This window comes from Gordonia paraffinivorans, assembly GCF_900683595.1.
In the GTDB taxonomy this organism is placed as follows: Bacteria; Actinomycetota; Actinomycetes; order Mycobacteriales; family Mycobacteriaceae; genus Gordonia; species Gordonia paraffinivorans.
In genome coordinates this window covers 420,989-444,756 of the sequence record NZ_CAACYD010000006.1, presented here as the reverse complement: position 1 = coordinate 444,756, position 23,768 = coordinate 420,989, and the positions used below count along the sequence as shown (strand labels likewise).

Here is a 23,768-nt window from a genome sequence, read left to right as displayed (position 1 = left end):
TCGCGATCCTGAGTTCGGGAACGTTCTTCAGGACGCTCCTCGCGCCGACCACCGCCCGTCCCGATGCTCGATCTCGATCGGGTAGTCGAAGCAGCGGGTGACGAGCTCGGTGGTCAGCACGTCGTGGGCAGGTCCCGCGGCGAGCACCCGCCCGCCGGACACCAGCAAGGCGTGCGTCGTGGTCTCGGGCAACTCCTCGAGGTGATGCGTGACCAGTACCGTCGCCAGCTCGGGGTGGGACCGGTGCAGCCGGTCGACGGTGTGCAGGAGTCGTTCGCGCGCAGCGACGTCCAAGCCGGTCGACGGCTCGTCGAGCAGCAGGAGCCGCGGGTTCGGCAGCAACGCGCGGGCGATGAGCGTCCGTCCACGCTCGCCCTGGGACAGATGGGTCCACGGCGCCCCTGCGAGCGCACCCAGCCCGAGCATCTCGATCAGCTCGTCCGCCCGGGCGACCGTCTCGGCGTCGGGCTTCTGACGGTCCATCAGCTCGGTGGTACCGGTCGCGCCGGTCAGCACGACCTCGCGGATCGTCAGCGGCGACCGCAGCGGGTGGCGCGGGTTGACGTGGCCGATCGACTCACGCAGTCGGCGGATCTCGACGTGGCCGAGCCGGTGGCCGAGCACGTCGACGCTGCCGTGCGTCGGGAACTGATGGGCGCCGCAGAGACTCAGGATCGTCGACTTACCCGCACCGTTCGGGCCGATGAGGGCCCAGCGCTCGCCGGCGCGGACGGTCCAGTGGACATCGGACAGGATCGGGCGCCCCTGACGGACGAAGTCGACCGATTCGAGCCGCAGAACATCGGGAGTAGTCACGAGGCGAACCTACCGGAGGGCTCGTGAGGGCCCTCCGCTCGCTCCGGGCCTTCTCCAGCAGCCGGGATGAAGTCGCGGGTTCAGCCCCAGAATCGCGAGCTGGAACTCGCGATTCTGGAGCGAAGGTGCGATTTTGCTGGGGCCCGGCTCACCCCGATACCCGGGTCAGCCGAGGGAGGCGAGGAGCTTGAGGCGCTCGTGGGCCTGGTGCATGATCGACTGGATCAGCTCGTCACAGCTCGGCAGGTCCTCGATCATGCCGACCACCTGGCCCGACGCGAGGACACCCGCGCGGGTGTCACCCTCGACGAGGCCGGCCTTCAACAGCATCGGGGTGTTGCCGGCCATGATGACCTGCTGCCAGGTGCGCTCGCCCGACTTCTTCATCGAGAGGCCGTCCTTGAGCATGCTGGTCCAGCGCATCCCGGTCATCTGCTTGAACTCGTTGGCGTTACGGGCAGCTGCGAACAGTGCCTTGACCGAGTTGCCGCTCTCCAGGGCCTCGACGAGCGGTGTCCGCAGCACCCGGTGCGGCATACCGTCGACCTTCACCGACACCACGGTGTCGTTGAGTCCGCGCTTGAGGTACTCCTGCTTCACCGAGTCGGGGACCGCCGAATCGGAGGTGAGCAGGAATCGGGTTCCCATCGCGACGCCCTGCGCGCCGTAGGCGAGCGCCGCGGCGAGGCCGCGACCGTCGAAGAAGCCGCCGGCCGCGACAACCGGCATGTCGATGTCCTTCTCCGCCAGAGCATCGAGGACCGACGGCAGCAGCAGGGTGGTGGCGACCGGGCCGGTGTGGCCGCCGCCCTCGCCGCCCTGCACGATGACCGCGTCCGCGCCCCACGACGCGACCTTCACCGCGTGCTTGGCCGCCCCGATCGACGGGATGACCACCACGCCGTGGTCCTTGAGCTTGGCGATCAGCTCCTGTTTGGGGGCCAGGGCGAACGACGCCACCTTGACGCCCTCGCGGATGAGCAGGTCGATCCGCTGCGGCGCGTCGGTCGCATCGGCGCGGATGTTGACGCCGAAGGGCTTGTCGGTCAGCGACTTCGTCTTGGCGATCGCCGCCTCGAGCTCCTCGTAGGTCATCGTCGCCGAGGCCAGGATGCCGAGGCCGCCGGCGTTCGACGTGGCCGAGGTCAGCGACGGGCCCGACACCCAGCCCATCCCGGTCTGGACGATCGGGTACTCGATGCCGACGAGCTCGGTGAACGGGGTGCGCAGCGACGCCGCGCGCGCCGGTGTCGGTTGAGCGCTCATTTCACTTCCCTGTTGCGGATTCCCTTGGGGTCGAGCACGTCCCGGATCAGCGAGAGTTCCTCGGCCGTCGGCTGACGGGTCTCCGGCGCGTCGGCCAGGCCGGCGACCTCGAACCCGGTGTTCTCGGCCACCTCCTCGGCGGTGACCCCCGGATGCAGCGACAGCGCCCGCATGGTGTGGTCGGGGCCACCGAAGTCGAAGACGCCGAGGTTGGTGACGACGCGGTGGATGTTCAGGTCGTCGAAGGCCGGGTTGTCCGGGTCGACCTTGTCGTACCCGACACCCGACACGATGTCGACCGACTCCCCGAAGACTCGGGAGGAGTGGCGGCCGACCCAGTAACTGGTGGCGTGGTTGATGGTGTTCCCGGGAGCGCCGCGCACGCCGAACATCTGACGCGTCGGATGCTGCAGCGGCCCGAACGCCGAGAGGTTCTGGTTGCCGTGCCGGTCGATCTGATTGGCGCCCATGACCACATGGCGACGGCCCGACGCCACGACGTCGAACACCTTGCGGAACGGCATCCACCCCTCGATGGCGCCGGTCTTGCCGATCGGCGGGGTGTCGGCGAGGATCAGCGCCTCGCCGTCGGTGATCAGCAGATCGGGCTCGAAGGTCAGGCGAGCCAGTCGTGCGCCTAGCAGTGCGACCGGCGACATCGGCGACGCCATGATCTCCCCTGCGCCGCGGAAGATCTCGGCGCAGGAGACCACGCAGTACTCGGCGCGGGTGGCGGCCTCGGTGGACTCGGGCGCCTGGGTTTCTGCGGTGCTCACTGTCCGTCCTCCTTCTGGTCGTCCTGCCATGCGGCGACCTCGCGCTGATAGGTCTGCTCGTCGACCTCGAGGAACCTGCGCGAGAACGCCTTCCAGGCCTCGGGGTCCTTGGCCGACGCCACGTAGAACTGCTGGAACCTCTCGTCGCGCCCGTAGTCCCCGGCGAAGGTGAAGTGCGCCCCGTTCGGGGTGTGCACGACCCGGTCGACGTTCATGCGGTTGAGCAGGAGCCTTTGATGCGGAACGGATTTCACCAGGACCTCGGTCGATACGAGCTGATCGGTCTCGAGGTAACGACGCTCCGCGGCCGCGCAGTATAGATCGTCGAAGTACGGGTCGACCCCGGTGTAGGCGGCGTTGCCGTGGGCATCGGCCAGATCCAGGTGCACGAATGCGGCATCGAGCTTGAGCGCCGGCATGGCGATGAGTGTCTGGGTCCGGCCGTCGGGGTCGGGGTAGGGGGACTCGACGGTCTTGAGTTCGCCCTCCCAGAACTTCAGGACGTCGGAGCCGAGTCCGGCGCGGATGGGCAGGAAGGGGAGCCGGGCGGCGGCGGCCTCCAGGCCGCACTTGACCATGCCCTCGTCCATCTCGCGCACCTCGATCTCGCCGTTGGTGCGAGCCTTGGAGAACCACGGGTCGTAGAACGGCGCCGAGTCCAACGACACGAAGCCGTAGTAGGCGCGGCGGACCTTGCCTGCGGCACAGAGCAATCCGAGATCGGGTCCGCCGTAGGTCACCACGGTCAGATCCTTGACGTCGGATCGGGCGAGAGCGCGCACGAGCGCCATCGGCTTGCGGCGGGAACCCCAGCCGCCGATGCCGATCGTCATCCCGTCGCGGAGTTCACCGATGACGTCGTCGAGGGTGCTGGTCTTGTCGGTCGGCATGTCAGGCGTGTCCTCCGTTGGTCGAGGCTGTCGATCCGGACTTGGCTTCGGCCAGCGGCTTCCCGGTGGCGACGAAGGCGTCGCGGTGCTCGTCGGCGACGCCGGCGAGGTTGAGCTCGAAGGTGTAGCCCTGCTCGAGGCGGTAGCTGGCCTTCACGTCGACCGGGTCGATGTTGTTGATGGCCTCCTTGGCCGCGCGGATGACGCGGGTGTCCTTGGCGGCGATCTCGCCGGCGACCTCCATCGCGGCGTCGAGCAACTGCTCGCGCGGGACGACGCGGTAGACGGAGCCGAAATGCTCGAGCTGCTGGGCGGTGACGTTCTTCGCGGTGAAGTACAGGGTCCGCATCAGGTGCTGCGGGACCAGGCGCGCGAGATGCGTTGCGGCGCCGAGGGCTCCGCGATCGACCTCGGGCAGGCCGAACACCGCGTCGTCGGAGGCGACGATGACGTCGGCGTTGCCGACCAGGCCGACGCCGCCGCCGACGCAGAACCCGTTGACCGCGACGACCACCGGGACCGCGCAGTCGTAGACGGCGGCGAACGCCGCGGCGCACCCGCGGTTGGCGCCGATGAGGGCGTCGTATCCCTCGGTGGCCTGCATCTCCTTGATGTCGACCCCGGCGTTGAAGCCGCGGCCCTCGGCGCGCAGGACGACGACGTGGGTCGCCGGGTCGTTGCCGGCGTCGGTGATCGCGTCGGCGAGTTCGAACCATGCGGCCGACGGCAGGGCGTTGACCGGCGGATAGTCGACCGTGACGGTGACGATGCCGGTTTCGGTACGTGTCGTGGTGATCGGCACGCGTGCTCCTCTCGTCGCTGCTTGGGGCAGCCACGGCGGCTGCACAAGCACGGACCAAGCAAGTGCTTGGTTGTTTGGTAGGGTAGCACCCATGCAGACGCAGTCACAGGTCGAGTTGGGCCTGGCCGGGAAGGTCGTGCTGGTCACCGGGGGTGCGCGCGGTGTCGGCGCCGGGATCACCCGGGTGCTGGCGTCGGCGGGTGCCGTGCCGGTCATCTGCGGCCGCAATCCCGACAGCCTCGCCGAGGACCTCCGCGACGTCGCATTCGTCTCGTGCGACGTGCGCGACGCCGGCGCCGTCGAGGCGATGATCGACGAGATCGTCGACCGCAACGGGAGGATCGACGGCGTGGTGAACAACGCCGGCGGTTCGCCGTTCGCGCTGGCGGCCGACGCCTCGGTGCGGTTCGCGAGCAAGATCGTCGACCTCAACCTGCTGGCGCCGCTGGCCGTGGCCAAGGCGGCCAACGCGGTCATGCAGGAGCAGGCCGACGGCGGGGCAATCGTCAACGTCTCGAGCGTCAGCGGCCACCGGCCCTCGCCCGGGACGTCGGCCTACGGCGCGGCGAAGGCGGGCCTGGACAACCTGATGACCTCGCTGGCCGTCGAGTGGGCGCCCAAGGTGCGGGTCAACTCGGTGGTCGCCGGTCCGGTCCTCACCGAACAGTCGCACCTGCACTACGGCGACGACGAGGGGGTGGCGGCGGTCGGCGCCACCATCCCGATGGGCCGGCTCGCCACGCCTGCCGACGTCGGCAACGCCGTCGCCTTTCTGTTGTCGCCGCTGGCCGGATACATAAGCGGGTCGACGCTGACCGTCCACGGGGGCGGGGAGAAGCCCGCATTTCTCGACGCCGCGACGGCGGGCAACTCCGTCTAGACGTCCGGCGAGCCACCGATTCTTCGCAGTTCAGAAAGGAAACACCTTGAGTAGCAAGTTGAATGAGGGTCGAGTGGCCATCGTGACCGGTGCCGGGCAGGGGATCGGCCGCGCGCACGCGCTCGCCTTCGCCGCCGACGGCGCCAAGGTCGTGGTCAACGACTACGCCCAGGACCTGGCCGATCAGGTCGTCGACGAGATCCGCGCCGCCGGCGGGGAGGCCGTCGCGCAGGTCGGCGACGTCGCCGAGTGGGCCAACGGCGAGGCGATGGTGGCCGCCGCCCTCGACAACTTCGGCCGCCTCGACATCCTGGTCAACAACGCCGGCTTCGTCCGGGACCGGATGCTGGTGTCGCTGTCGGAGGACGAGTGGGACGCCGTCGTCCGTGTGCACCTGAAGGGTCACTTCGTCGGGTTGCGTCACGCCGCGGCGTACTGGCGCGCCGAGGCCAAGGCGGGTCGCACCCCGGTCGCCCGGATCGTCAACACGAGCTCGGGCGCCGGTCTCTACGGTTCGATCGGCCAGGGCAACTACGTCGCCGCGAAGGCGGGCATCGCCGCACTCACCGTGCAGGCGGCCGCCGAACTCGGTTCCTACGGCGTCACCGTCAACGCGATCGCGCCGGCGGCGCGCACCCAGATGACCCTGGGCGCCGGCGAGGCGATGGCCGCCCAGATGGCGCCGCCCGCCGACGGGTCGTTCGACGCGATGGACCCGGCCAACGTCTCGCCGCTCGTCGTCTGGCTCGGTTCGCCGGAGGCGGGCTCGGTCACCGGCCGGGTCTTCGAGATCGAGGGCGGCAAGATCTCGGTCACCGACGGCTGGCAGCGAAGTGTCGAGCGGGACAAGGGTGCTCGGTGGGAGGTCGCCGAACTCGGTCCGGTGGTCGAGGAGATCGTGGCCAAGGCGCCGGTCCCGATGCCGGTCTACGGCGCCCGGTGACCGGTCCGCGGTGACCGCTTCACGGCGAGACGAGGAACTCCTGGCGGCGGCCAGGGCGTACGTCGACGCCCTGGTCAGCCACGATCCCTCCGGGGTGTCGCTGCATCCGGACTGCACGCGCGTCGAGTTCGGCCTGAAGACCGGTCGCAACGGACCGCACATCGCGCGCAGCCTCGCACGCGGACCGCAATTCCGTGTGATCCACCGGATCTCGGACTTCACGGCCATCGTCGACGGCCACACCGTCTCCACGCGGTACGTCGTGCACGTGCGGCCGAAGGCCCTGAAACTCGGCGCGGAGGTGTCGGAGACCTTCGTCGTCGACGACGAGAACCGGATCCGCGCGATCGTCGCCCGGTTCGGCCTGCCGCGCCGACGGCACTAACCGCACAAGCCGCGCGGAAACGAATACGTCCACCACCCCCGAGGGGCGGTGGACGTATTCGTCGGACGGGGCGTCAGGCCGACGGGGCGCGCACGACCAGGTGGACGCCGGGGAAGTATCCGGCCATCTCCGACCGCGACTTCCGCAGGGCCGCAATGCCGTAACCGCGCTTGCGATGCTCCGGGTGGATCCAGATGCGCAGGTCGACCTCGCCGTCCTTGAGCTCGCCGAACACCAGGCCGACCTTGGAATCGCCGTCGGTGGCCACGAGCCACACGGCCTCTTCGGCATCGACGCGGTCGGTGGCCGCCTTGATCTCGGCGGTGACGTCGCCGGCCGGCGCGCCCGAACCGTCGCCGGCGGTGCCGATGTCCTCGGTCCGCAGGGCGAACAGCTCGGCGTCGGCCTCCGGGTCGAACGGACGCAGCTCGAGGGTGTCGCCGCTGCTGGCCGGACGCTGCGCCAGGGTGAAGGTGATCTCGTTGTTGAGATCGTCGAGCTCGGCCTGGTTCTTGCGGCGCTCGTCCTTGGTCAGCTGCTTGAGCTTCATGTCGAGGATCGCCTCGGCGCCGAGCTGGGACTTGCCGAGCAGGTCGGCGATCGCGGAGACGGCCTCCGCGTGGTTCTCCGCGTCGACGATGGCGTCGAGGACCTCGTGTCGACGCTCCAGGGCGGTGAGCAGGGCGTCGGCGATGTCGCGGCGGGTGGTGGCCAGGTCGAGATCAGTCATGGACCGATCCTAGGTCAACTCAGGTCCCGGCGGGTATCGGTCGGCGCGCCGGAAGCGGCGGACTTAGAACAGGTTCGATGGATCAGAACCGCAATTTTGGTGGGAGTTCTTTCCTGGATCTGTAACACGTCCTAGTCTTGGGGCATGACGAACGAGGGAACGACGACCGCACCGACCGACTTCGATCACCTCCGCGGCGGGACGCACATGGGCGACCTGATGGTCGCCGCGCTCAAGCGTCACGCCAAGCGCACGGTGTTGTCACTCGGGGAGACCGAGATGACGGGCGGGGAGATGGCGGACGCGATCAGCCGGTACATCCAGGCCTTCGAGAGCGTCGGCGCCGGGACCGGCACTGCGGTGGGGCTGCTGTCGCTGAACCGTCCCGAGGTGCTGTTCGTCATCGGCGCCGGGCAGACGCAGGGCTGGCGCCGCACCGCGCTGCATCCGCTCGGCTCGCTCGACGACCACGCCTACGTTCTCAACGACGCCGGGGTCTCGACGCTCGTCATCGACCCGGTCCCGATGTTCGTCGAACGTGCCGCAGCCCTGTTGGACCGGGTCCCCGGCCTCAAGCAGATCCTCACGCTCGGCCCGGTGCCCGAACAGCTCGCCGCCCATGGTCGCGACATCATCGCCGAGGCGGACAACTTCGAGCCGAAACCGCTTGTCGCCGCGCATCTCCCGCCGGATCACGTCGTGTCGATCACCTACACCGGCGGCACCACCGGCAAGCCCAAGGGCGTGATCGGCACGGCTCGCGCGATGGCGACGATGACGCAGATCCAGCTCGCCGAGTGGGAGTGGCCGGAGCATCCGCGGTTCCTGCTCTGCACCCCGTTGTCGCATGCGGGCGCCGCGTTCTTCATCCCGACCCTGATGAAGGGCGGGTCGATGGTCGTGCTCTCGAAGTTCGACCCCGCCGAGGTCCTGCGCGTCATCGAAGAGCAGAAGATCACCGCGACGATGCTCGTGCCGTCGATGCTCTACGCGCTGCTCGATCATCCCGACTCGCGGACCCGCGACCTGTCGTCACTGGAGACCGTGTATTACGGTGCGTCCCCGATCAATCCGGTCCGCCTCGCCGAGGCCATCGAGCGATTCGGCCCGATCTTCGCCCAGTACTACGGCCAGTCCGAGGCCCCCATGGTCATCAGCTACCTCGCCAAGGACGACCACCCGGGTCCGGGCGAGGACCAGCGCCGGCTCTCCAGTTGCGGCAGGCCGTCGGCGTTCCTGCGCACCGCGCTGCTCGGTCCCGACGACAAGCCGGTCCCGCAGGGTGAGCCGGGCGAGATCTGCGTCGCCGGGCCGCTTCTCGCCGGCGGTTACCTCGGACTGCCGGAACAGACCGCCGAGACCTTCCGCGACGGCTGGTTGCGCACCGGCGACGTGGCGCGCGAGGACGAGGACGGCTTCTGGTACATCGTCGACCGCACCAAGGACATGATCGTCACCGGCGGCTTCAACGTGTTCCCGCGCGAGGTCGAGGACGTCGTCGCCGAACATCCCGCCGTCGGCCAGGTCGGCGTCATCGGCGTGCCCGACGAGAAGTGGGGCGAGGCGGTCACCGCGGTGGTGGTGCTGCGCCCCGACGTCGACGCCGACGACGCGGCCAAGGAGCGGATCACCGCGGAGATCCAGCGAGCCGTCAAGGACCGCAAGGGCGCGGTGCAGTCGCCCAAGCGGGTCATCTTCGCCGAGTCGCTGCCGCTCACCGCACTCGGCAAGCCGGACAAGAAGGCGTTGCGCGCCCAGTACTGGGCCGGTTCCGAGCGCGGGGTCGGTTAGACGCGTCTGCCACTCGACGACCGGCCACGCGTGCGAGGGACGTACCGAAGAGTCGCTCCCCGGGGCAGGTCGCAGCACTCGCGGCAGTCGCACTGACAATCGCAGTCGCACAGCGCGTCCTTGATACTTGTCGCTGCACTGGCGTGACGACGAAGTCCGGCGCCCGGTCCATCGGCGACGAACGACCGCACGCGCGCCTTCGGCACGAGACCGAAACCCCCGTTCGGCGTCGACATCGGCCGCCTTGGCCGCGCTCAGGGGAGTGCCGTGGCGCGGCCGCCGGACACCCGGTTCGTCGGCCGCGACCACGGTGGCCGGACGCATATTCCCGCAGCGGGCACCGTCCAGCGGTGCTCGACGTCCACGGTTCCGGTGGCTGTGCCGCAGTCAGGATCGACACCATGCCGGTGTCGGTGTTCACCGTGGGCCTCGCCAGTTGACCGTGATCGTCCCGCAACGACAGCCAGCCCTGCACAGGCGTGCACGCCTTTGGCGGAGCAGGTCGTCATCCAGTATGTGACGGCAAGCAGGGGAACCCCGGACATCCGACGACGAGATCACGGACCGTCAGCGCCCGCCGGCCGATGTCATCCGAAGGGATGAGACACTCAGATCCCCTTGCCCGGGTTCAGGATTCCCCGCGGGTCCAACGCATCCTTGATAGCGCGCTGCACGGCCAGCGACTCTGGACCGATCTCCCGCGCGAGCCAGTCGCGCTTCAGCACACCGATGCCGTGCTCGCCGGAGACGGTGCCCCCGAGGTCGATCGCCAGGCCGAAGATGTCGTCGGCCGCCGCCGAGACCGCGGCCGGGACCTGTGGCTCGTTCCGGTCGAAGCTCAGGATCGGATGAATGGTGCCGTCCCCGGCGTGGGCGAAGCCGAACACGTCCACGCCGTGTTGTCGTCCGATCTCGGAGATGGCATCGAACGCCTCCGGAAGCCGCGACCGCGGGACGCAGATGTCCTCGATCAGTGCGCGCCCGTACTCCTCGATCGACGGCAGCGCGAGGCGCCGGGCCTCGACGAGGTCTTCCGCGCTCTCGTCGTCGGTGGAGGTCTCGCACCAGCGGGCCTCCTCTCCGAACACCTCGCCGATGATCGCGGCCTCCTCGCTGGCGGCCACGCCCTCGGTTTGGGCGATGACCAGCGCGCGGGATCGCTCGGAGTGATCGGAGCCCTGTGCGCGGTCGACGACGGTGAGCGTCGCATGGTCGAGGAGCTCCAGCAGCGCGGGGTTCGCGCGACGTCGTGCCACGGCGGAGCAGGCTCGCGCGGCGGCGCCGACGTCGTCGAAACCGGCTGCGAGAGTGACGGTCTGCTCCGGTCGCGGCAGGAGTTGCACGGTGGCACCGACGATCACGCCCAGCGCGCCCTCTGACCCGACCAGCAGGGCGGTCAGATCGAATCCGCTGACCCCCTTGACCGTTCGGCGTCCGGTCGAGACGCGCGTGCCGTCGGCGAGCACCACGTCGAGCCCCAGCACGGACTGGCCGGTGGTGCCGTACCGGACACAGCGCATGCCGCCGGCGTTGGTGGCGATGTTGCCGCCGACGGTCGAGATCCGTGCGCTGGCGGGATCGGGTGCGAACCGCAGGCCGTGTTCGCCTGCCGCTCGGTCGAGTTCGGCGGTGATGACCCCTGGTTCGACGACCGCGATCCCGTCGACCGGGTCGATCTCGAGAATCCGGTTCAGTCCGCTGACGTCGAGCACCAGGGTCTCGGCACCGGCCAGCGCCCCACCCGCCAGACCCGAGCCGGCGCCCCGGGGTACCACCGGCACCCGGTGCGCATGAGCGGCGCGCAGGGTGGCGACCACGTCGTCGACGGATTCCGCCCGGACGACGCCTCGCGGCTTGCCGTCCGGTGCGACGCCCGAGCGATCCGTCCGTGCCACGATGACCGACTCCGGGTCGGTGAGGACCGGGACTCCCCGTGCGACCAGATCGTCGACGATCCCCACGGCTCAGGCCCCGGGGACGCGCACGATGTCCGGCAGATCGGCGCCCAGTTTGAGGCTCTCGAGGAACAGCACGATGGTCGCGGCGACGGACCGGTGGCTGACGTCGTTGAGGATGTCGTGGCGACCGCCGACCACGGTGCGGACCCGGGTACGCGGCCGGCCGCTGAAAGCGCCGACCACCTGGTCGGCCGGGGTCACCGGGTCGTCGGTCCCGTGGATCACCAGCGTCGGCTTGGACGGCGGGACGACCGACAGATCCGGCGTCAGCGGCACCGACAACGCGCCGCGGCGGAACCGCTCGTCGGTGGTCAGGACCTTGCGGTGGGCCGGACAGGCCGAGCGGGCCTCGATCTCGTCATCCCACGACAGAGCGGTCTCGGCGGCGGCGACGGGCACCGCGGCCGATGCCGTCGGCAACGCGATGCCGGCGAGCACCGCCGCGTCCACCGGGACATCGTCGACCAGGGTGGCGGCCAGCGCGGCGCCGGTGTCGGAACCGACCAGGATGCGCGGCTCGGGAGCGTCGCCGCCGGCGACGATCTCGTCGATCGCGGCGCGGGTCGACTCCGGGGCCAGGGATTCGTCGACCTCGACGATGCGGACGCGGTAGGCGTCGGCGGAGATCCGGCGGGCGAAGCGCTGATAGGCGGACGCGGTCTCGCCCCGGCCGGTGAGGACGATGACGGTGCCGCGCGCGAGGATGCCGGCCGGTTCCACCCATGTGCTCATGGGCGCATCGGCGGGCGAGGAGGACGGTGCGGTGAGTGTCGTGGAAGTTGTCACGAGGTCACCGTGGCGCGGGCGGTGTGGATCTGTCCAAGAGTCGTTCTGAATCGGTTGCGATGACCGATCGTGATGATTCTTTTCGATTTATCCGCGCCCGTGTTTTATCTATGGTCAGGCCGTGGCGGGTGTGGTGTCCTTGCGACCCATGACGAACTCGCTCGACCTGGAACACCTGCGCACCCTGATCGCCATCGCCGAATGTGGTGGCTTCAGCAAGGCCGCGGCGGTTCGCCACATCAGCCAACCGGCCCTGAGTCAGCACGTCCGTCTGCTCGAGAAGGGCCTCAAGCGCAAACTCTTCGAACGTGACGGGCGCACCATGCGTTTCACCCCGGAGGGGGAGAAGGTGCTGGCGGAGGCCCGCACGATCCTCGAGGTTCACGACGCGGCGATCCGCCGGCTCAACGCCGTGCAGGGGAGCACGATCGTGGTCGGTTCGACCGAGCACAGCGCCGAGCAAATCCTCCCGGAAATGCTGCGATCGCTCGACGAGGCCTTCCCCGATTCATCGACCCGGTTCGAGATCGGCCGGTCCACCCAGCTCATCGAGGCCGTCGGACGTGGCGCGGTCGACCTGGCCTTCGTTCTCGACCCGAGCGAGCAGGGACCCGGGCGGACGGTCGGCAGGTTGAATCTCGCGTGGTACGCGGCCCAGAACTGGGTGGCTCCCGGATCCGACGAACCGCTCTCTCTGGTTGCCTTCGAGGAACCGTGCGGATTGCGCGAACGTGCCCTGAGTGCCCTTGCGGCCCAGGGGCATCGGGTGGAGGTATCCGCGCAGTCGACGACCCTGGAAGGCGTCCTGGCCGGGGTCCGGGCCGGTCTCGGCGTCGCCCTGCTGCCGAGCGCGGGCGGTCTGCCGCGCGGACTGGTCGAACGCGGCGACCTGCCGGACGCCGGAGCGGTCAACCTGCAGCTCATCACCCGGCGTGGGTTGCGGCCCGAGATCACCGATACCGCACTGCGCGCCGGGACGCAGTTCTACCGAGATCGGCCGCACCTGCAGCTGGTCTCCGAACAGCGGGACGTCGTCGGGGCGTAGCCGCAACAACTCTCGGTGATCTCGCTGGGTCGACATCACCGCGGAACACCCACGACGCCGAGGTCGACGATGCGATCTCGGCGTCTGCCGCATGTCGGGGTGTCGTTGAAATGTGCTGTAAGACAACATGATCGGACCCGGAACGATAAGGCCGGACTATGGTTCGGCTTTCGACAAAGTTGTTGGACCCCGGACGAGACCGCTCCGTAACCTTCTCGATGTGGCCGAAACGTTTCTTGGCCGCAACACCGAACACGGCCACTGCGCCGATCGCGAATCCCCTCGTTCACATACGAGTCCACACACCAGTCCACATACCAAAGGATCCGAAGTCCATGAAGTCCCAGGAAGTGTCGAGTCGAGTGTGGGTGCTGATACGCACCCTGATGATCATCGGTCTGGTCGCCGGACTCGCCACGGCCTGTGGGTCGGCGAACTCGGCGACCACCGCGGGTTCGGGTGAGACGATCACCATCACCGACGAGCTCGGCCGGCAGGTCGAGGTCGCCACGCCGATCAAGGCGGTCTACCCGGACCTCTGGTATCAGGCCGAGCTGGTGCGCGCGCTCGGTGCGGCGGACACCATCACCGCGGTCGACACGACAGTGAACCCGGACAAGAACCCCAACAACGTGGAGTACTTCGCCGACTTCCAGGGCCTGCCCGACGTCGGCCACTACGAGCAGCCCAACTGGGAGGCCATCGTCTCCTCCGGGGCCGAGGTCGCACTGATGCGCCGCAACGGTCCCTGGCAAGAGGCCATCAAGAAGCTGGAGCCGTTCGGCATCAAGGTCGTCGTGGTCACCGGCTGGGATCCCGTTGTCACGCGCAAGTTCCTGCCGCAGCTCGGACAGCTGTTCGGCAAGGAGAAGGAGGCGCAGGATCTCGCGGACCTCTTCGACGACATCGACGGCACCCTGAAGGAGAAGCTCGACGGCGTCGCACAGCGTACGGCCTACTTCGAGAACAGTGCCGACTTCATCACCTCGGTCGAGGGATCGGGGTGGCACGATGCGCTCGTCGAGGGCGGCACGGCGAACATCTTCGGCGACGTGAAGGCCGACAGCTCCAGCGCCGCAGTCCATCAGTTCGAGGTCGACCCGGTCGAGATCATCGGCCGCAACCCGAGCGTGATCATCCACAACGGCGTCGACGGCCAGACCTCTGGCTATCAGCCCTGGACCCGTGAGCAGATGGCCGAGCAGGCCCGCAAGATCGCCGGCCGCAGCGGCTGGCAGTCCATCGACGCGGTGCGCACCAAGGACATCTACGTCTTCAACAATTTCTTCTACTCGGCCCTGGGCAAGAAGTTCGGCGCACTGGCCGTCGCCAAATGGGCGCATCCCGAGCAGTTCGCCGATGTCGACCTGGACACCTACTTCGACCGTTGGCTGGCCTCCCAGGGCGTCGAGCCGCGCACGGTCGGCGACTACTACCACAAGTACGAGGGCTGACATGGTCGTGCACACCGACACCCGGGCCGTCGAGGACATCACGGCAGGCATCGACGACGAGAATCCAACGGCCACCGGCGAACCGGAATCGCCGGCGGGACGCCGCTATGTCAAGGAGACCGGGATCATCGCGGTCGGAGCGGTCGCCACACTGGTGGCCGCGGTCATCGGCATCAAGGTCGGCACCGACGGGGCGACGTTCGCCGGCATCCTCGACACGTTCTGGTCGAAGATCACCGGGAACATCCCCGACAACGTGGTGGAACGCCGCACCCAGCAGATCGTGTGGGAGCTGCGTGTGCCCCGGGTCGCGGTCGCGATCCTCGGCGGCGCGGCGCTGGCGATCGCCGGTGTGCTGTTCCAGGGTCTGTTGCGCAACCCGCTCGTCAGTCCGTACACCCTTGGTATCGCGCCGGCCGCGGCCTTCGGCGCCTCGGTGGCGATCATCGTCTTCGGCGCGTCGGCGTCGGGCAGCGGGGTCGTGCTGGTGGCCGGGGCGCTGATCGCGGCGCTGCTCAACACGGTCCTGGTGCTCACCCTGGCATCGACCAAGCAACTCGACGCCACGACCCTCATCCTGCTCGGCATCGCATTGACCCAGCTGTTCAGCGCACTGACCGCCGGTCTCCAGTACTTCACCGACGACGAGGTCCTGGCCGCGATCGTGCGCTGGACCTGGGGGTCGGTGAACGGGTCGGTCTGGTATCAGGTCAACACGTTGCTGATCCTGGTCGTCACCGCGTACATCTACGTGCAGTACCGGAGCGGTGCGGTCAACGCGATCGCCTTCGCAGGTGACGACGCGGCCAAGAGCCTCGGCGTCCCCGTCACCCGGGTGCGGCTCGAGATCATCGCGGTGGCCGCGGTCCTGACTGCCGTGACGATCGCCTTCACCGGCATCATCGGCTTCGTCGGTCTCGTCGGACCGCACATCGCCAGGCTCATCATCGGCGCCAATCACCGCTTCTTGATCCCCTTCTCGGCGGTCATCGGTGCGTTGTTGCTGGTGATCGCCGACGCGGTCGGCCGGATCGTGCTGGCACCGGCGGTGATCCCGGTGGGCATCATCGACGCCCTCATCGGCGCCCCGATCTTCATCTACCTGATCCTCACTCGGCGAAAGGCACTCGCATGACCCTGGAGATCGACCGGCTGTCCGTCGGATACGGCAAGAAGCGCCTGGTTCTCGACGAGGTGAGCCTCGACGTGCGACGCGGAGAGGTGGTCGGCCTGCTGGGCCCCAACGGGTCGGGCAAGTCGACGCTCATCAAGACGATCGCGGGCATCAACAACCGCACGTCCGGCACGCTTCGCTGGGACGGGGACACCGACCTCGACGCGCTGTCGCGCCGTGACCGCGCACAGCTCGTCGCCTACGTACCGCAGTCGATCAGCCTCACCTTCACCCTCGACGTCCGTGAGGCCGTGATGCTGGGCCGGACACCGTATTTCGGGACACGGCCGCGACCCGAGGACTGGCGGCACGTCGACCGTGCGCTCGAACTGCTCGGGCTCGAGGATCTGGCTGACCGGATGGTCACCGAGCTGTCCGGCGGTCAGGCGCAGCGGGTGCTGATCGCCCGGGCGATCGCGCAGGACCCCACGGTGCTGTTGCTCGACGAACCGACCTCGGCACTCGACATCCGCTTCCAGTGGCAGACCCTCTCGCTGACGCGGAGGATCGCCCGGACCCAGAACGTGGCGGCGGTCATCGCCATCCACGACCTCAACCAGGCGGCTCGCTTCTGCGACCGCGTCGTGTTCCTCGGCGGCGGAAGGGTGCTCGCCTCGGGAACGCCCGGTGAGGTGTACTCACCCGAACTCATCGAGGAGGTGTACGGCGTGCGCGTCGAACTCTCGGAACACAAGGGATACACGGAGATCCATCCCGTGGCCGACGACGACCTGTGGGACGGGCCGGCGGTCGCGGCGGAGGCCACGTCGACGGTCCCGGCGGCCGGTGAACTCGACCGGATACCGGTGGGGGCGTCCGCATCATGACGTCATCGCATCAGGGCACGCGGGTCGCGTCCGGCGAACAGCTCGTCCTCGCCACTCTCATCGGTGGGGTGGGCAATCACGTGGGGGCGTGGCGCCGGCTGAACAGCCGCGTCGAGGAGAAGTATGATCTGTCGTTGTTCACCGACGTGGTCCGTTGGGCGGAGTCGGCGAAGCTCCACGCGGTGTTTCTCGCCGACACGGTGCGCCTCGACGCCGAATCACTGCGGACCCAACCCTTCGCCGGCCTGGAGCCGGTGACGTTGCTCAGCGCCCTGGCCGCCGTCACCGAGCACATCGGTCTCATCGGGAGCATCTCGACCACCTTCTCCGAGCCGTACAACGTCGCGCGGCAGCTCGCCTCGCTCGACCACCTCTCACGGGGTCGGGCGGGGTGGAACCTGGTCACCTCCGCCTACGGCGAGGAGAACTTCGGCGTCGAGTTGCCGCCGCATGCCGAACGATATGAACGCGGAGCCGAGTTTGCACAGGTGCTCTGCGAACTCTTCGACAGCTGGGACGCCGACGCGATCCGCATCGACCGCGAGGCCGGCGTCTACGCCGACCCCGACCGGGTGCACCGCATCGACCACCGGGGCAAGCACTTCTCGGTCCAGGGTCCGCTGAACGTCGCCCGGCCGCCGCAGGGCCGTCCGATCATCGCGCAGGCCGGATCGTCCGACCACGGTCAGGCCGTCGGGGCGCGTTACGCCGACCTGGTGTTCACCACCGGGCGCACCACCGTCGAGGACGGGGCGCGGTTCTATCGCTCGCTCAAGACCCGGGTCGTCGCCGCCGGCCGGTCGGCCGACGAGGTCAAGGTGCTCCCCGGCGTGTCGCCGATCATCGGTGAGACCGAGGCCCAGGCAAGAGCATTCGAGAAGGAGCTCAACGGATACATCGACTTCGACGACGGACGCGTCCGGTTGTCGCGGCAGCTCGCCGGGATAGACCTGAGCGATCTCGAACTCGACGAGCCCATCCCCGCCGAGCGCCTTCCCGCGGAGTCGGCCGTGCAGGGCCGACGGTCCCGGTACGGTGTGTACCTCGACCTGATCGCCGAGGGTTGGACGCTGCGCCGGCTCATCGAATGGGAGGTCTCCTCGGCCGGCCACTTCGTGCCCGTCGGCGATCCCGAACAGATCGCCGATCTGTTGCTCGGGCGTTTCGAGGCCCACTCGGCCGATGGATACATCCTGCTGCCGTCGTTCCTTCCCGAGGGGTTGCAGCTGCTGACCGACGCCGTCGTCCCGATCCTGCAGGAGCGCGGCGCATTCCACACCGAGTACGCCGACGGAGATCTCCGCGACAGCCTCGGGCTTCCCCCGGTCGTGTCGTCCCGTGACCGCGACCTCGTCGACGCCAGGAGCCGGTCATGACCACCACCGTCACCACCCCGAAGGCCGCGACAGCACCTGCCCAGCCCGCACTGCGTGTCCGTGACGTGCGGTGGGAACTCGCCGCTGCACTGCGTCACTTCGGCCGTCTCGGTTACGAATTCGGGTTCAACGGCCATGTGTCGGCGCGCGCGCCCGAGGCTCCGGGCCACTTCTGGGTCAATCCATTCGGAGTGTCCATCTCCACCGTCACCCCGGCCGATTTCGTCCTCGTCGACGAGACCGGCACGATCGTGGAACCGCGCGGGAACCACGCGATCAACGGTTTTGCGGGAAATCTCGCCCTGCACACCGCGATTCCCGAAGCCGAGGCGGTCGTGCACCTGCACACCCCACGCGCCTTCATCTTCTCCAACCACGGCGAACCACCTGCCCCGGTCAACACCGACTCGGCGCTGGTGACCGACCTGGTGGGTGTGTCGTCGACCATCTGGGGCGCCACGACCGAGCCGACCAACGTCGACCTCGCCGCCCAGGGCAAGCGGGTGATCCTGCAGAAGGGTCACGGTTTCACCACGTGGGGGTCGTCGGTCGGGGAGGCGGCGTTTCTGCTCGAGGCCGCCGAGCGCGCCGCCGACGCCAATCTGGTGCTGCGGGGTCTCGGTGCCCATGACGTGCTCGCCCCCGAGGTCGTGGCCAGGTGGACGCTGACCCCCGAGTTGGCCCGAGCACATTTCGAACCTGCGTTCACCATCGCCGAGCGCGAGGGTCTGCGATGAGTCGCTACGTCGTCATCGGCGCGGGCGCGGTGGGATCGGCCGTCGCGGCCGGATTCTCGGATGCGGGGATCCCGGTGGTGCTCGTGTCGCGAGGACGGACCTACCAGGCGATCCGGGAACGCGGCCTGCGCTACACCCACAACGGTCGGACGCGCACACTCGATGTCGACGTGGTGCCCGGCCCGGACACCTTGACGCTCACCCCGGACGATGTCCTCGTCCTCGCGGTCAAGACCCAGGACGTCGCTGCGGCCCTCGCCGAATGGGCTTGGCGGCCCGTGGTTTCCGGCGGCCAGACGGTGGGCGCCGCCGCCGACCTGCCGATCGTGCTGCTGCAGAACGGCCTGGAGGCCGAACGCGCGGCGCTGCGGTACTTCGACAAGGTGCTCGGCGCGATCACCCTGACCGGGGCCCGCCATGTCGTCACCGGCGAGATACACGTCGCGAACAGCCCGCTCGCCGGGCAGATCATCGTGGGACCGTATCCGTCCGGCGTGCACGGCCGCGGATCCGCGCTCGCCGCGACGGCCGAGTCCGTCGTCGCCGACCTGAGCGTCGGTGGCTGGTTGAGTCAGTCGGTGCCCGACATCGAGCGCTGGCTCGCCTGGAAGACGTGGATCTCCTCGACGTTCGCAGTGGGTGTGTTGCGCGGGACCGATGCCGAGCTGGACGAGCTCACCGACCTCGTCCGCGACGAGGCCCGGCGCGTGCTGATCGCGGCTGGTCATGAGTTCGCCGACCCGTCCGCCGAGGTCACCTACGACGCGAATCTGGCTGCGATCGCGCCGGAGAGCGGGTACGGCAAGGGACAGCAGTCCACCTGGCAGAGCTTCGAACGCGGTGTGGGCTCGGAGGTCGATCACCTCAACGGCGAGATCGTGGCCATCGCCCGACGCCATGGGCTCGACGCCCCGTTCAACGCGGCCCTTCAGCACGTGCTCGGACGTTCTGCAGACGCCGGCGAGGGGCCGCGCGTCCACCTCGTCGACGAGGTGCTGGCCCGGGCTGCCGCGCCGGGGGCGACGCGCGCGATGACGATCGGGGCACCGTGACGCAGCTGCTGGCGCCGCCCGACCGGGTGCGCGAACTGTCCGGTGAACTCTTCCATCTGGGGGCGATCGCCGACGCCGGGAACGCATTCCCGATAGACAGTGTCCGTCTGCTGATCGATGCCGGTGTCGCTCGGGCCCCGATCCCGGTTTCGGCCGGCGGAGACGGTCTCGCGCCGTCGGCGCTGGTCGACATCGTGCGGACCGTGGGTGCCGCCGACCCGGGGCTGGGCCTGGTCGTGGCGATGCACCTGATCCATGCACGGCGTGTCTTCGCAGACGTCGGCCTCTCCCCGGCGTTGGCCGAGGCCGCCCGGGAGATCGCCGCCGGTTCCGGCTTCGTCAGTGCCCTGGTCAGCGAGAACCGGTCGATCGCGCCCGCCCGCGGCGGCGCCGTGCGGGCCCGCGCGATCCGCGTGGACGGCGGGTGGCTGCTGCGGACACGCAAGAAGTACGCGACCGGAATCCACGCGCTGTCGCATGCGGTCGTGTCGGCCGCCGTCGACGGTTCCGACGAACTCGACCAGTTCCTCGTCGGGCTCGACCAGCCCACCGTGCGGATCGAGAAGACCTGGGACGTCATCGGTTTGCGGACCTCGGGCAGTGACGACGTCGTGTTCGACGACACCTTCGTCACCACCGACGCACTGCTCCCGCCAGGCCTGGTCTCGCAGGACGGGGCATGGTGGACGCTGGTGCTCGCGGGTTTGTACGCGGGCATCGCCGAGGGCGCGTTCGCACTCGCCACGACGGGTCTGCCGGTCCAGGCCGGCTGGGGCCTTGCCTGTCGACGTCCCGCGCGTGCGCGGCTACGTAGGTGAGGCTGCCGTGGCGCTGTTGACGGTGCGGTCCCTCGTCGACGATGCCGTCCGACGCTACGAGGAGCAGACCCTCACCGCCGCCGAATCGGCCGCGGTGAAGCTGGCCGTGCACCGGTCCGCGACCACCGCCGTCGACCAGGTCGGCCGGGCGTTCGGGACCGCGTCCGTGTGGCACAGCCACGCCTGGCAGCGCTACTTCCGGGATCTGCGCGTGGGAGCACACAATTCACCGCCTGAGGACGTTGCGATCGACGGGTTGGCCCGCCAGGTCCTGGAGGACGGTACGTTCTGAGCCGGAGGACGGCGCGTGCTGATCACGACGAGTTCGTGATCGAACGGTGTCGTCCACGGCCCACGCACCGCATGACGGTGATTCGCCAGACGCAGGGTGAGACGCCGACGATCGCGGCCGAGGCGCGGCATCGACGTCCGGACGGCCCCGTTCATCGCGGATCGTCACGATGCAGGGTCCTACGCGGCCGCTGTCGCCCGGTAGCTCGAACTCTGTTCCGACGACGCAACTTTCTCCGAGATGGAGTAGGTGCCGTGGGGCGAGGTCCCGGGTGCCGGGGCGCTGTGGGGCCACGTCTGGCGAGAGCCTTTTCCGCGGCTGGGACCTCGGGGTCGCCACCGGCCAGCCGCCGAAGCCGGGAGGTGGCCAAGGCCGCCCCCGCGGTGCGAAAAGGTTCATCCCCGCGGGATTCGTCGGGATCAGAACGTGCCCTCTGCGACCGTCGTCGAGCCGCGTCCCGGCGCCGGCCCCCACCGAACGACTGACGAACTGGCCGGGCCGGGAATCGACCGGGTGGGTTCAGACGTCCAGTAGCTGACGACCGGCGGCCAGCAGGGCGGCGTCCTCCTGTGGCGGGTGTACGCGCACGCACAACACGTCGCGGAGGAGCCGCTCGAACGGCTGGTTGCGGGTGAGGCCCGGATTGCCCAGCGCCGCCACCACGGTCTGCACCGCATGCACTGCCGACCGTGCGATCTGCACCTTGATCAATGACAACTGCCGCAAGTGTTCCGTGTCCCCCGATTCCGCGCGGAGGACCGCCCCGTACAGGAGCGTCTCCGCCTGGGCGATCGCCGCGTCGATCTCGCCGGCGACCGTCTGGATGCGCTCGGTGGTCGCGATCGGACGGCCCAACGCGATCGGAACCCGCTCGTGCGCATAGCGGAGGAACGCGGTGCGTGCGGCCCGCGCGACCCCCACGTAGAGCGCGACGTGTCCGAGTCCGCCGATTCGCGTGGCCGCCGCCGGGTCCCGGTAGACGCCGTCGACGCCCCGGGGGATCTCCACGAAGGCGTCGGTGGGCACCGCGACGTCGGTGTAGATCACGTCATGCGTGTTCGATGCCCGTAACCCGAGGTGATCCCAGGTCTCCACCCATTCGATGCCGGGTGCGTCGGCGGGCACGATGACATGTCCCACTCGCGGTGGCAGGTCGGCGCGTTCGGGTTCGTCGGCCACCGCCCACACCGCGTGATAGGCCAGCGCGGTACCTCCGGTCGCATAGGCCTTGTGGCCGTTGAGAATCCATCCCGATACGGTTCGCCGGGCCCGGGTGGCCGGCAGTCCGCCGCGAGCGGGTGCGCCCAGTTCCGGCTCGGCGCGCACGGTGTTGACCGGCGCCGGACAGGACACGCTGCGCCGCAACAGGTCCCGATAGGCATCCCGCGGCCAGCCCCGACCCTGCTCGGCGGCGGCCTGCGTCTGATGGACGGCGAGGGTGTTGGCGGCGATCAGCGCCACCGAGGCGTCACCTTCACCGAGCGCGACGAGGATGCGGAGCGCATCGATGGCCGACACCTCCGGACCGCCGAACCGGGCGCCGACCGTCGCGGTCAGCAGGCCGGCCCGGTGGGCGACCTCGAGACCGGCGGTGGGAACCTGCCCCGTCCGGTCGTAGTCAGCTGCGGTGGAGGCGATCTCGGAGGTCACCGCCGCCAGCGCCGACGAGGACAGGTCGGGTCTCGGCAGCCGGATGTCGAGGTCGGCGGTGCTGGTGTTCATCGTGCCGCGGCCAGGGCCGACGGGGCGAAGTCCGGTGCCAGGGCGCCGGGATGCTCCGCCTGCAGGGAGCCGCGCCTGCCCGTCGCCCGACGATGGGCGAGTTCCTGCCGGACCAGCGGAAGCACGTAGCGGCCGTAGTCGATGGCGTCGTTGAGGGTGTCGTAGCCGCGGATCGAGACCAGCGACGCCCCGATGTCGATGTAGTCGAGGATCGCGGCGGCGACGGTTTCCGGACTGCCGACCAGGGCGGTCGCCGCGCCCGCGCCGTTGGTGGCGGCGGCCGTGCGGGTGAAGAGCGCACGGTCGTAGACATCGGACCTCTCGGCGAACGCGAGGGCGCGTTGGGAGCCGACGTTCTCCGGCGTCGCCTGCGACGCCCGACGGTGGTACTTGCCGGCGGAGAACGTCTTGCCGATGAGGTCGACGTAGCGGACCGCCTTGCGCCAGGCCAGTTCGTCGGTCTCGGCGATGATGGGGCGGAAGGTCACCCAGATCCGCGGACGCGGCCGGCCCGCGGCGTCGGCGATCGCGAGCACGCGCTCGATCTCCGACCGCACGTCGTTCAGCGGCTCGGCCCAGAAACCGAAGATGTCGGCCTTGCTGCCGCCCACCTGGAACGCGGCGTCGGACTGGCCGCCGATCGAGATCGGGATCGTCGCGCCGTACGGCGGAAAGCCGGGACCGAAGTCGTCGAACCTGAAGAACTCGCCGTCGTGGCTGAACGGCTGGGTCTCGGTCCACGCCCGGCGCAGGAGATCGATGTACTCGGAGGTGCGGGCATACCGCTTCTCCTTGGGCAGGTAGTCGCCTTGACGCGCCTGTTCGGCGTCGTTGCCGCCGGAGATCAGGTGGACGACGGCGCGACCCTCGGTCAGTTGGTCGAGGGTGGCGAGCTTCTGGGCGGCGACCAGCGGAGGGGCAGTGTTCGGGCGGACCGCGACGATCGGCCTGATCCGCTCGGTGAGCTGGCCGACGGCCGATGCCACGACGAACGAGTCCGCGCCGTCGGAGCCGTAGGGGAGCAGCGTGTAGTCGAAACCGCCGTCCTCGAGGGTGCGGACGTAACGCCGGAACCAGGCCCGGTCGATGCCGCGCGTCGGGATGGGGTTCAGCTCCGTCGACGGATTGAGGTGCGACAGCGAGATGAACTCCACCTCGGGAGACGCCGTGGTCGGAATGGGCGATCCGGCTTCGAGATTCGCGCTCATGTTCGGTTGTTCGTCCTTTCGGGAAGGGAGATGTCGGTGG

Annotated in this window: 23 protein-coding genes; 13 read left to right on the top strand and 10 right to left on the bottom strand. The window is 69.2% G+C overall.

Annotated features, from left to right (window positions below):
• Nucleotides 1-27: 27 nt before the first annotated feature.
• The 5 genes from E1P53_RS08905 to echA20 form a co-directional block, all read right to left on the bottom strand.
• Nucleotides 28-816 carry an ABC transporter ATP-binding protein gene (locus E1P53_RS08905; RefSeq protein WP_131734069.1) on the bottom strand — a complete coding sequence of 263 codons (789 nt, stop codon included), beginning with the start codon at nucleotides 814-816 and terminating at the stop codon, nucleotides 28-30.
• A gap of 165 nt (nucleotides 817-981) precedes the next feature.
• Nucleotides 982-2,082, bottom strand: coding sequence for an NAD(P)H-dependent flavin oxidoreductase (locus tag E1P53_RS08900; protein ID WP_131734068.1), 1,101 nt, complete (start codon nucleotides 2,080-2,082; stop codon nucleotides 982-984).
• Entirely contained in the window at nucleotides 2,079-2,858 is a 780-nt protein-coding gene (locus E1P53_RS08895) for a CoA-transferase subunit beta (protein ID WP_006901671.1), read from the bottom strand. Before E1P53_RS08895 ends, E1P53_RS08900 begins: the two co-directional genes overlap by 4 nt.
• On the bottom strand, nucleotides 2,855-3,748 hold the full coding sequence (locus E1P53_RS08890) for a CoA transferase subunit A (RefSeq protein ID WP_006901672.1): 894 nt from the start codon (nucleotides 3,746-3,748) through the stop codon (nucleotides 2,855-2,857). The genes E1P53_RS08895 and E1P53_RS08890 overlap by 4 nt, the downstream gene beginning before the upstream one ends.
• 1 nt (nucleotide 3,749) lies before the next feature.
• Nucleotides 3,750-4,550 (bottom strand): (7aS)-7a-methyl-1,5-dioxo-2,3,5,6,7,7a-hexahydro-1H-indene-carboxyl-CoA hydrolase, encoded by an 801-nt coding sequence (echA20, locus tag E1P53_RS08885; protein ID WP_006901673.1) that lies wholly within the window; start codon nucleotides 4,548-4,550, stop codon nucleotides 3,750-3,752.
• Nucleotides 4,551-4,641: 91 nt separating this feature from the next.
• Here echA20 and E1P53_RS08880 point away from each other — a divergent pair, with 91 nt between their 5' ends.
• The 3 genes from E1P53_RS08880 to E1P53_RS08870 are packed head-to-tail and all read left to right on the top strand — an operon-like array spanning nucleotide 4,642 to nucleotide 6,758.
• Nucleotides 4,642-5,430, top strand: coding sequence for an SDR family oxidoreductase (locus E1P53_RS08880; protein ID WP_131734067.1), 789 nt, complete (start codon nucleotides 4,642-4,644; stop codon nucleotides 5,428-5,430).
• Between the two features lie 46 nt (nucleotides 5,431-5,476).
• Complete coding sequence (locus E1P53_RS08875) at nucleotides 5,477-6,373, top strand: SDR family oxidoreductase (protein WP_109238642.1); 897 nt, start codon at nucleotides 5,477-5,479, stop codon at nucleotides 6,371-6,373.
• A 10-nt stretch (nucleotides 6,374-6,383) separates the two neighbouring features.
• Nucleotides 6,384-6,758, top strand: coding sequence for a DUF8021 domain-containing protein (locus tag E1P53_RS08870; RefSeq protein WP_131734066.1), 375 nt, complete (start codon nucleotides 6,384-6,386; stop codon nucleotides 6,756-6,758).
• A 73-nt stretch (nucleotides 6,759-6,831) separates the two neighbouring features.
• Here the strand turns inward: E1P53_RS08870 and E1P53_RS08865 are convergent, their stop codons facing one another.
• A complete protein-coding gene (locus tag E1P53_RS08865; RefSeq protein WP_006901677.1) occupies nucleotides 6,832-7,488 on the bottom strand; it encodes a GNAT family N-acetyltransferase in 657 nt (218 codons plus the stop codon).
• Nucleotides 7,489-7,632: 144 nt separating this feature from the next.
• Between E1P53_RS08865 and fadD8 the strand changes: the two genes are divergently transcribed.
• A complete protein-coding gene (fadD8, locus tag E1P53_RS08860; protein WP_131734065.1) occupies nucleotides 7,633-9,279 on the top strand; it encodes a fatty-acid--CoA ligase FadD8 in 1,647 nt (548 codons plus the stop codon).
• A 608-nt stretch (nucleotides 9,280-9,887) separates the two neighbouring features.
• Here the strand turns inward: fadD8 and E1P53_RS08855 are convergent.
• Together E1P53_RS08855 and E1P53_RS08850 are read right to left on the bottom strand one after the other, a co-directional pair.
• Nucleotides 9,888-11,240 (bottom strand): FAD-binding oxidoreductase, encoded by a 1,353-nt coding sequence (locus tag E1P53_RS08855; RefSeq protein ID WP_131734064.1) that lies wholly within the window; start codon nucleotides 11,238-11,240, stop codon nucleotides 9,888-9,890.
• Nucleotides 11,241-11,243: 3 nt separating this feature from the next.
• Nucleotides 11,244-11,969, bottom strand: a complete 726-nt coding sequence (locus tag E1P53_RS08850) for an alpha/beta hydrolase (protein ID WP_131734063.1) — start codon at nucleotides 11,967-11,969, stop codon at nucleotides 11,244-11,246.
• Between the two features lie 202 nt (nucleotides 11,970-12,171).
• Here E1P53_RS08850 and E1P53_RS08845 point away from each other — a divergent pair, with 202 nt between their 5' ends.
• The 9 genes from E1P53_RS08845 to E1P53_RS20430 all read left to right on the top strand — a co-directional run bounded on the left by E1P53_RS08845 (nucleotide 12,172) and on the right by E1P53_RS20430 (nucleotide 20,798).
• Entirely contained in the window at nucleotides 12,172-13,068 is an 897-nt protein-coding gene (locus E1P53_RS08845; protein ID WP_131734062.1) for a LysR family transcriptional regulator, read from the top strand.
• A gap of 335 nt (nucleotides 13,069-13,403) precedes the next feature.
• The gene (locus E1P53_RS08840) at nucleotides 13,404-14,522 is read left to right on the top strand and encodes an ABC transporter substrate-binding protein (RefSeq protein ID WP_131734061.1); all 1,119 of its coding nucleotides are present in this window, start codon (nucleotides 13,404-13,406) and stop codon (nucleotides 14,520-14,522) included.
• Between the two features lies 1 nt (nucleotide 14,523).
• Nucleotides 14,524-15,657, top strand: a complete 1,134-nt coding sequence (locus tag E1P53_RS08835; protein WP_131734060.1) for a FecCD family ABC transporter permease — start codon at nucleotides 14,524-14,526, stop codon at nucleotides 15,655-15,657.
• On the top strand, nucleotides 15,654-16,523 hold the full coding sequence (locus E1P53_RS08830) for an ABC transporter ATP-binding protein (RefSeq protein ID WP_109238651.1): 870 nt from the start codon (nucleotides 15,654-15,656) through the stop codon (nucleotides 16,521-16,523). The genes E1P53_RS08835 and E1P53_RS08830 overlap by 4 nt, the downstream gene beginning before the upstream one ends.
• Nucleotides 16,520-17,899: an NtaA/DmoA family FMN-dependent monooxygenase gene (locus E1P53_RS08825; RefSeq protein WP_131734059.1), complete on the top strand. Its 1,380-nt coding sequence runs from the start codon at nucleotides 16,520-16,522 to the stop codon at nucleotides 17,897-17,899. Before E1P53_RS08830 ends, E1P53_RS08825 begins: the two co-directional genes overlap by 4 nt.
• A complete protein-coding gene (locus E1P53_RS08820; RefSeq protein WP_131734058.1) occupies nucleotides 17,896-18,636 on the top strand; it encodes a class II aldolase/adducin family protein in 741 nt (246 codons plus the stop codon). The genes E1P53_RS08825 and E1P53_RS08820 overlap by 4 nt, the downstream gene beginning before the upstream one ends.
• On the top strand, nucleotides 18,633-19,688 hold the full coding sequence (locus tag E1P53_RS08815) for a ketopantoate reductase family protein (RefSeq protein ID WP_131734057.1): 1,056 nt from the start codon (nucleotides 18,633-18,635) through the stop codon (nucleotides 19,686-19,688). Before E1P53_RS08820 ends, E1P53_RS08815 begins: the two co-directional genes overlap by 4 nt.
• Nucleotides 19,685-20,506, top strand: coding sequence for an acyl-CoA dehydrogenase family protein (locus E1P53_RS20435; protein WP_165484411.1), 822 nt, complete (start codon nucleotides 19,685-19,687; stop codon nucleotides 20,504-20,506). The genes E1P53_RS08815 and E1P53_RS20435 overlap by 4 nt, the downstream gene beginning before the upstream one ends.
• Entirely contained in the window at nucleotides 20,487-20,798 is a 312-nt protein-coding gene (locus E1P53_RS20430; RefSeq protein ID WP_244941146.1) for an acyl-CoA dehydrogenase family protein, read from the top strand. Before E1P53_RS20435 ends, E1P53_RS20430 begins: the two co-directional genes overlap by 20 nt.
• A 519-nt stretch (nucleotides 20,799-21,317) precedes the next feature.
• Here E1P53_RS20430 and E1P53_RS08805 read toward each other — a convergent pair.
• Complete coding sequence (locus E1P53_RS08805) at nucleotides 21,318-22,520, bottom strand: acyl-CoA dehydrogenase family protein (protein ID WP_131734056.1); 1,203 nt, start codon at nucleotides 22,518-22,520, stop codon at nucleotides 21,318-21,320.
• Nucleotides 22,517-23,728: an LLM class flavin-dependent oxidoreductase gene (locus E1P53_RS08800; protein ID WP_131734055.1), complete on the bottom strand. Its 1,212-nt coding sequence runs from the start codon at nucleotides 23,726-23,728 to the stop codon at nucleotides 22,517-22,519. The genes E1P53_RS08805 and E1P53_RS08800 overlap by 4 nt, the downstream gene beginning before the upstream one ends.
• Nucleotides 23,729-23,768: the final 40 nt, after the last annotated feature.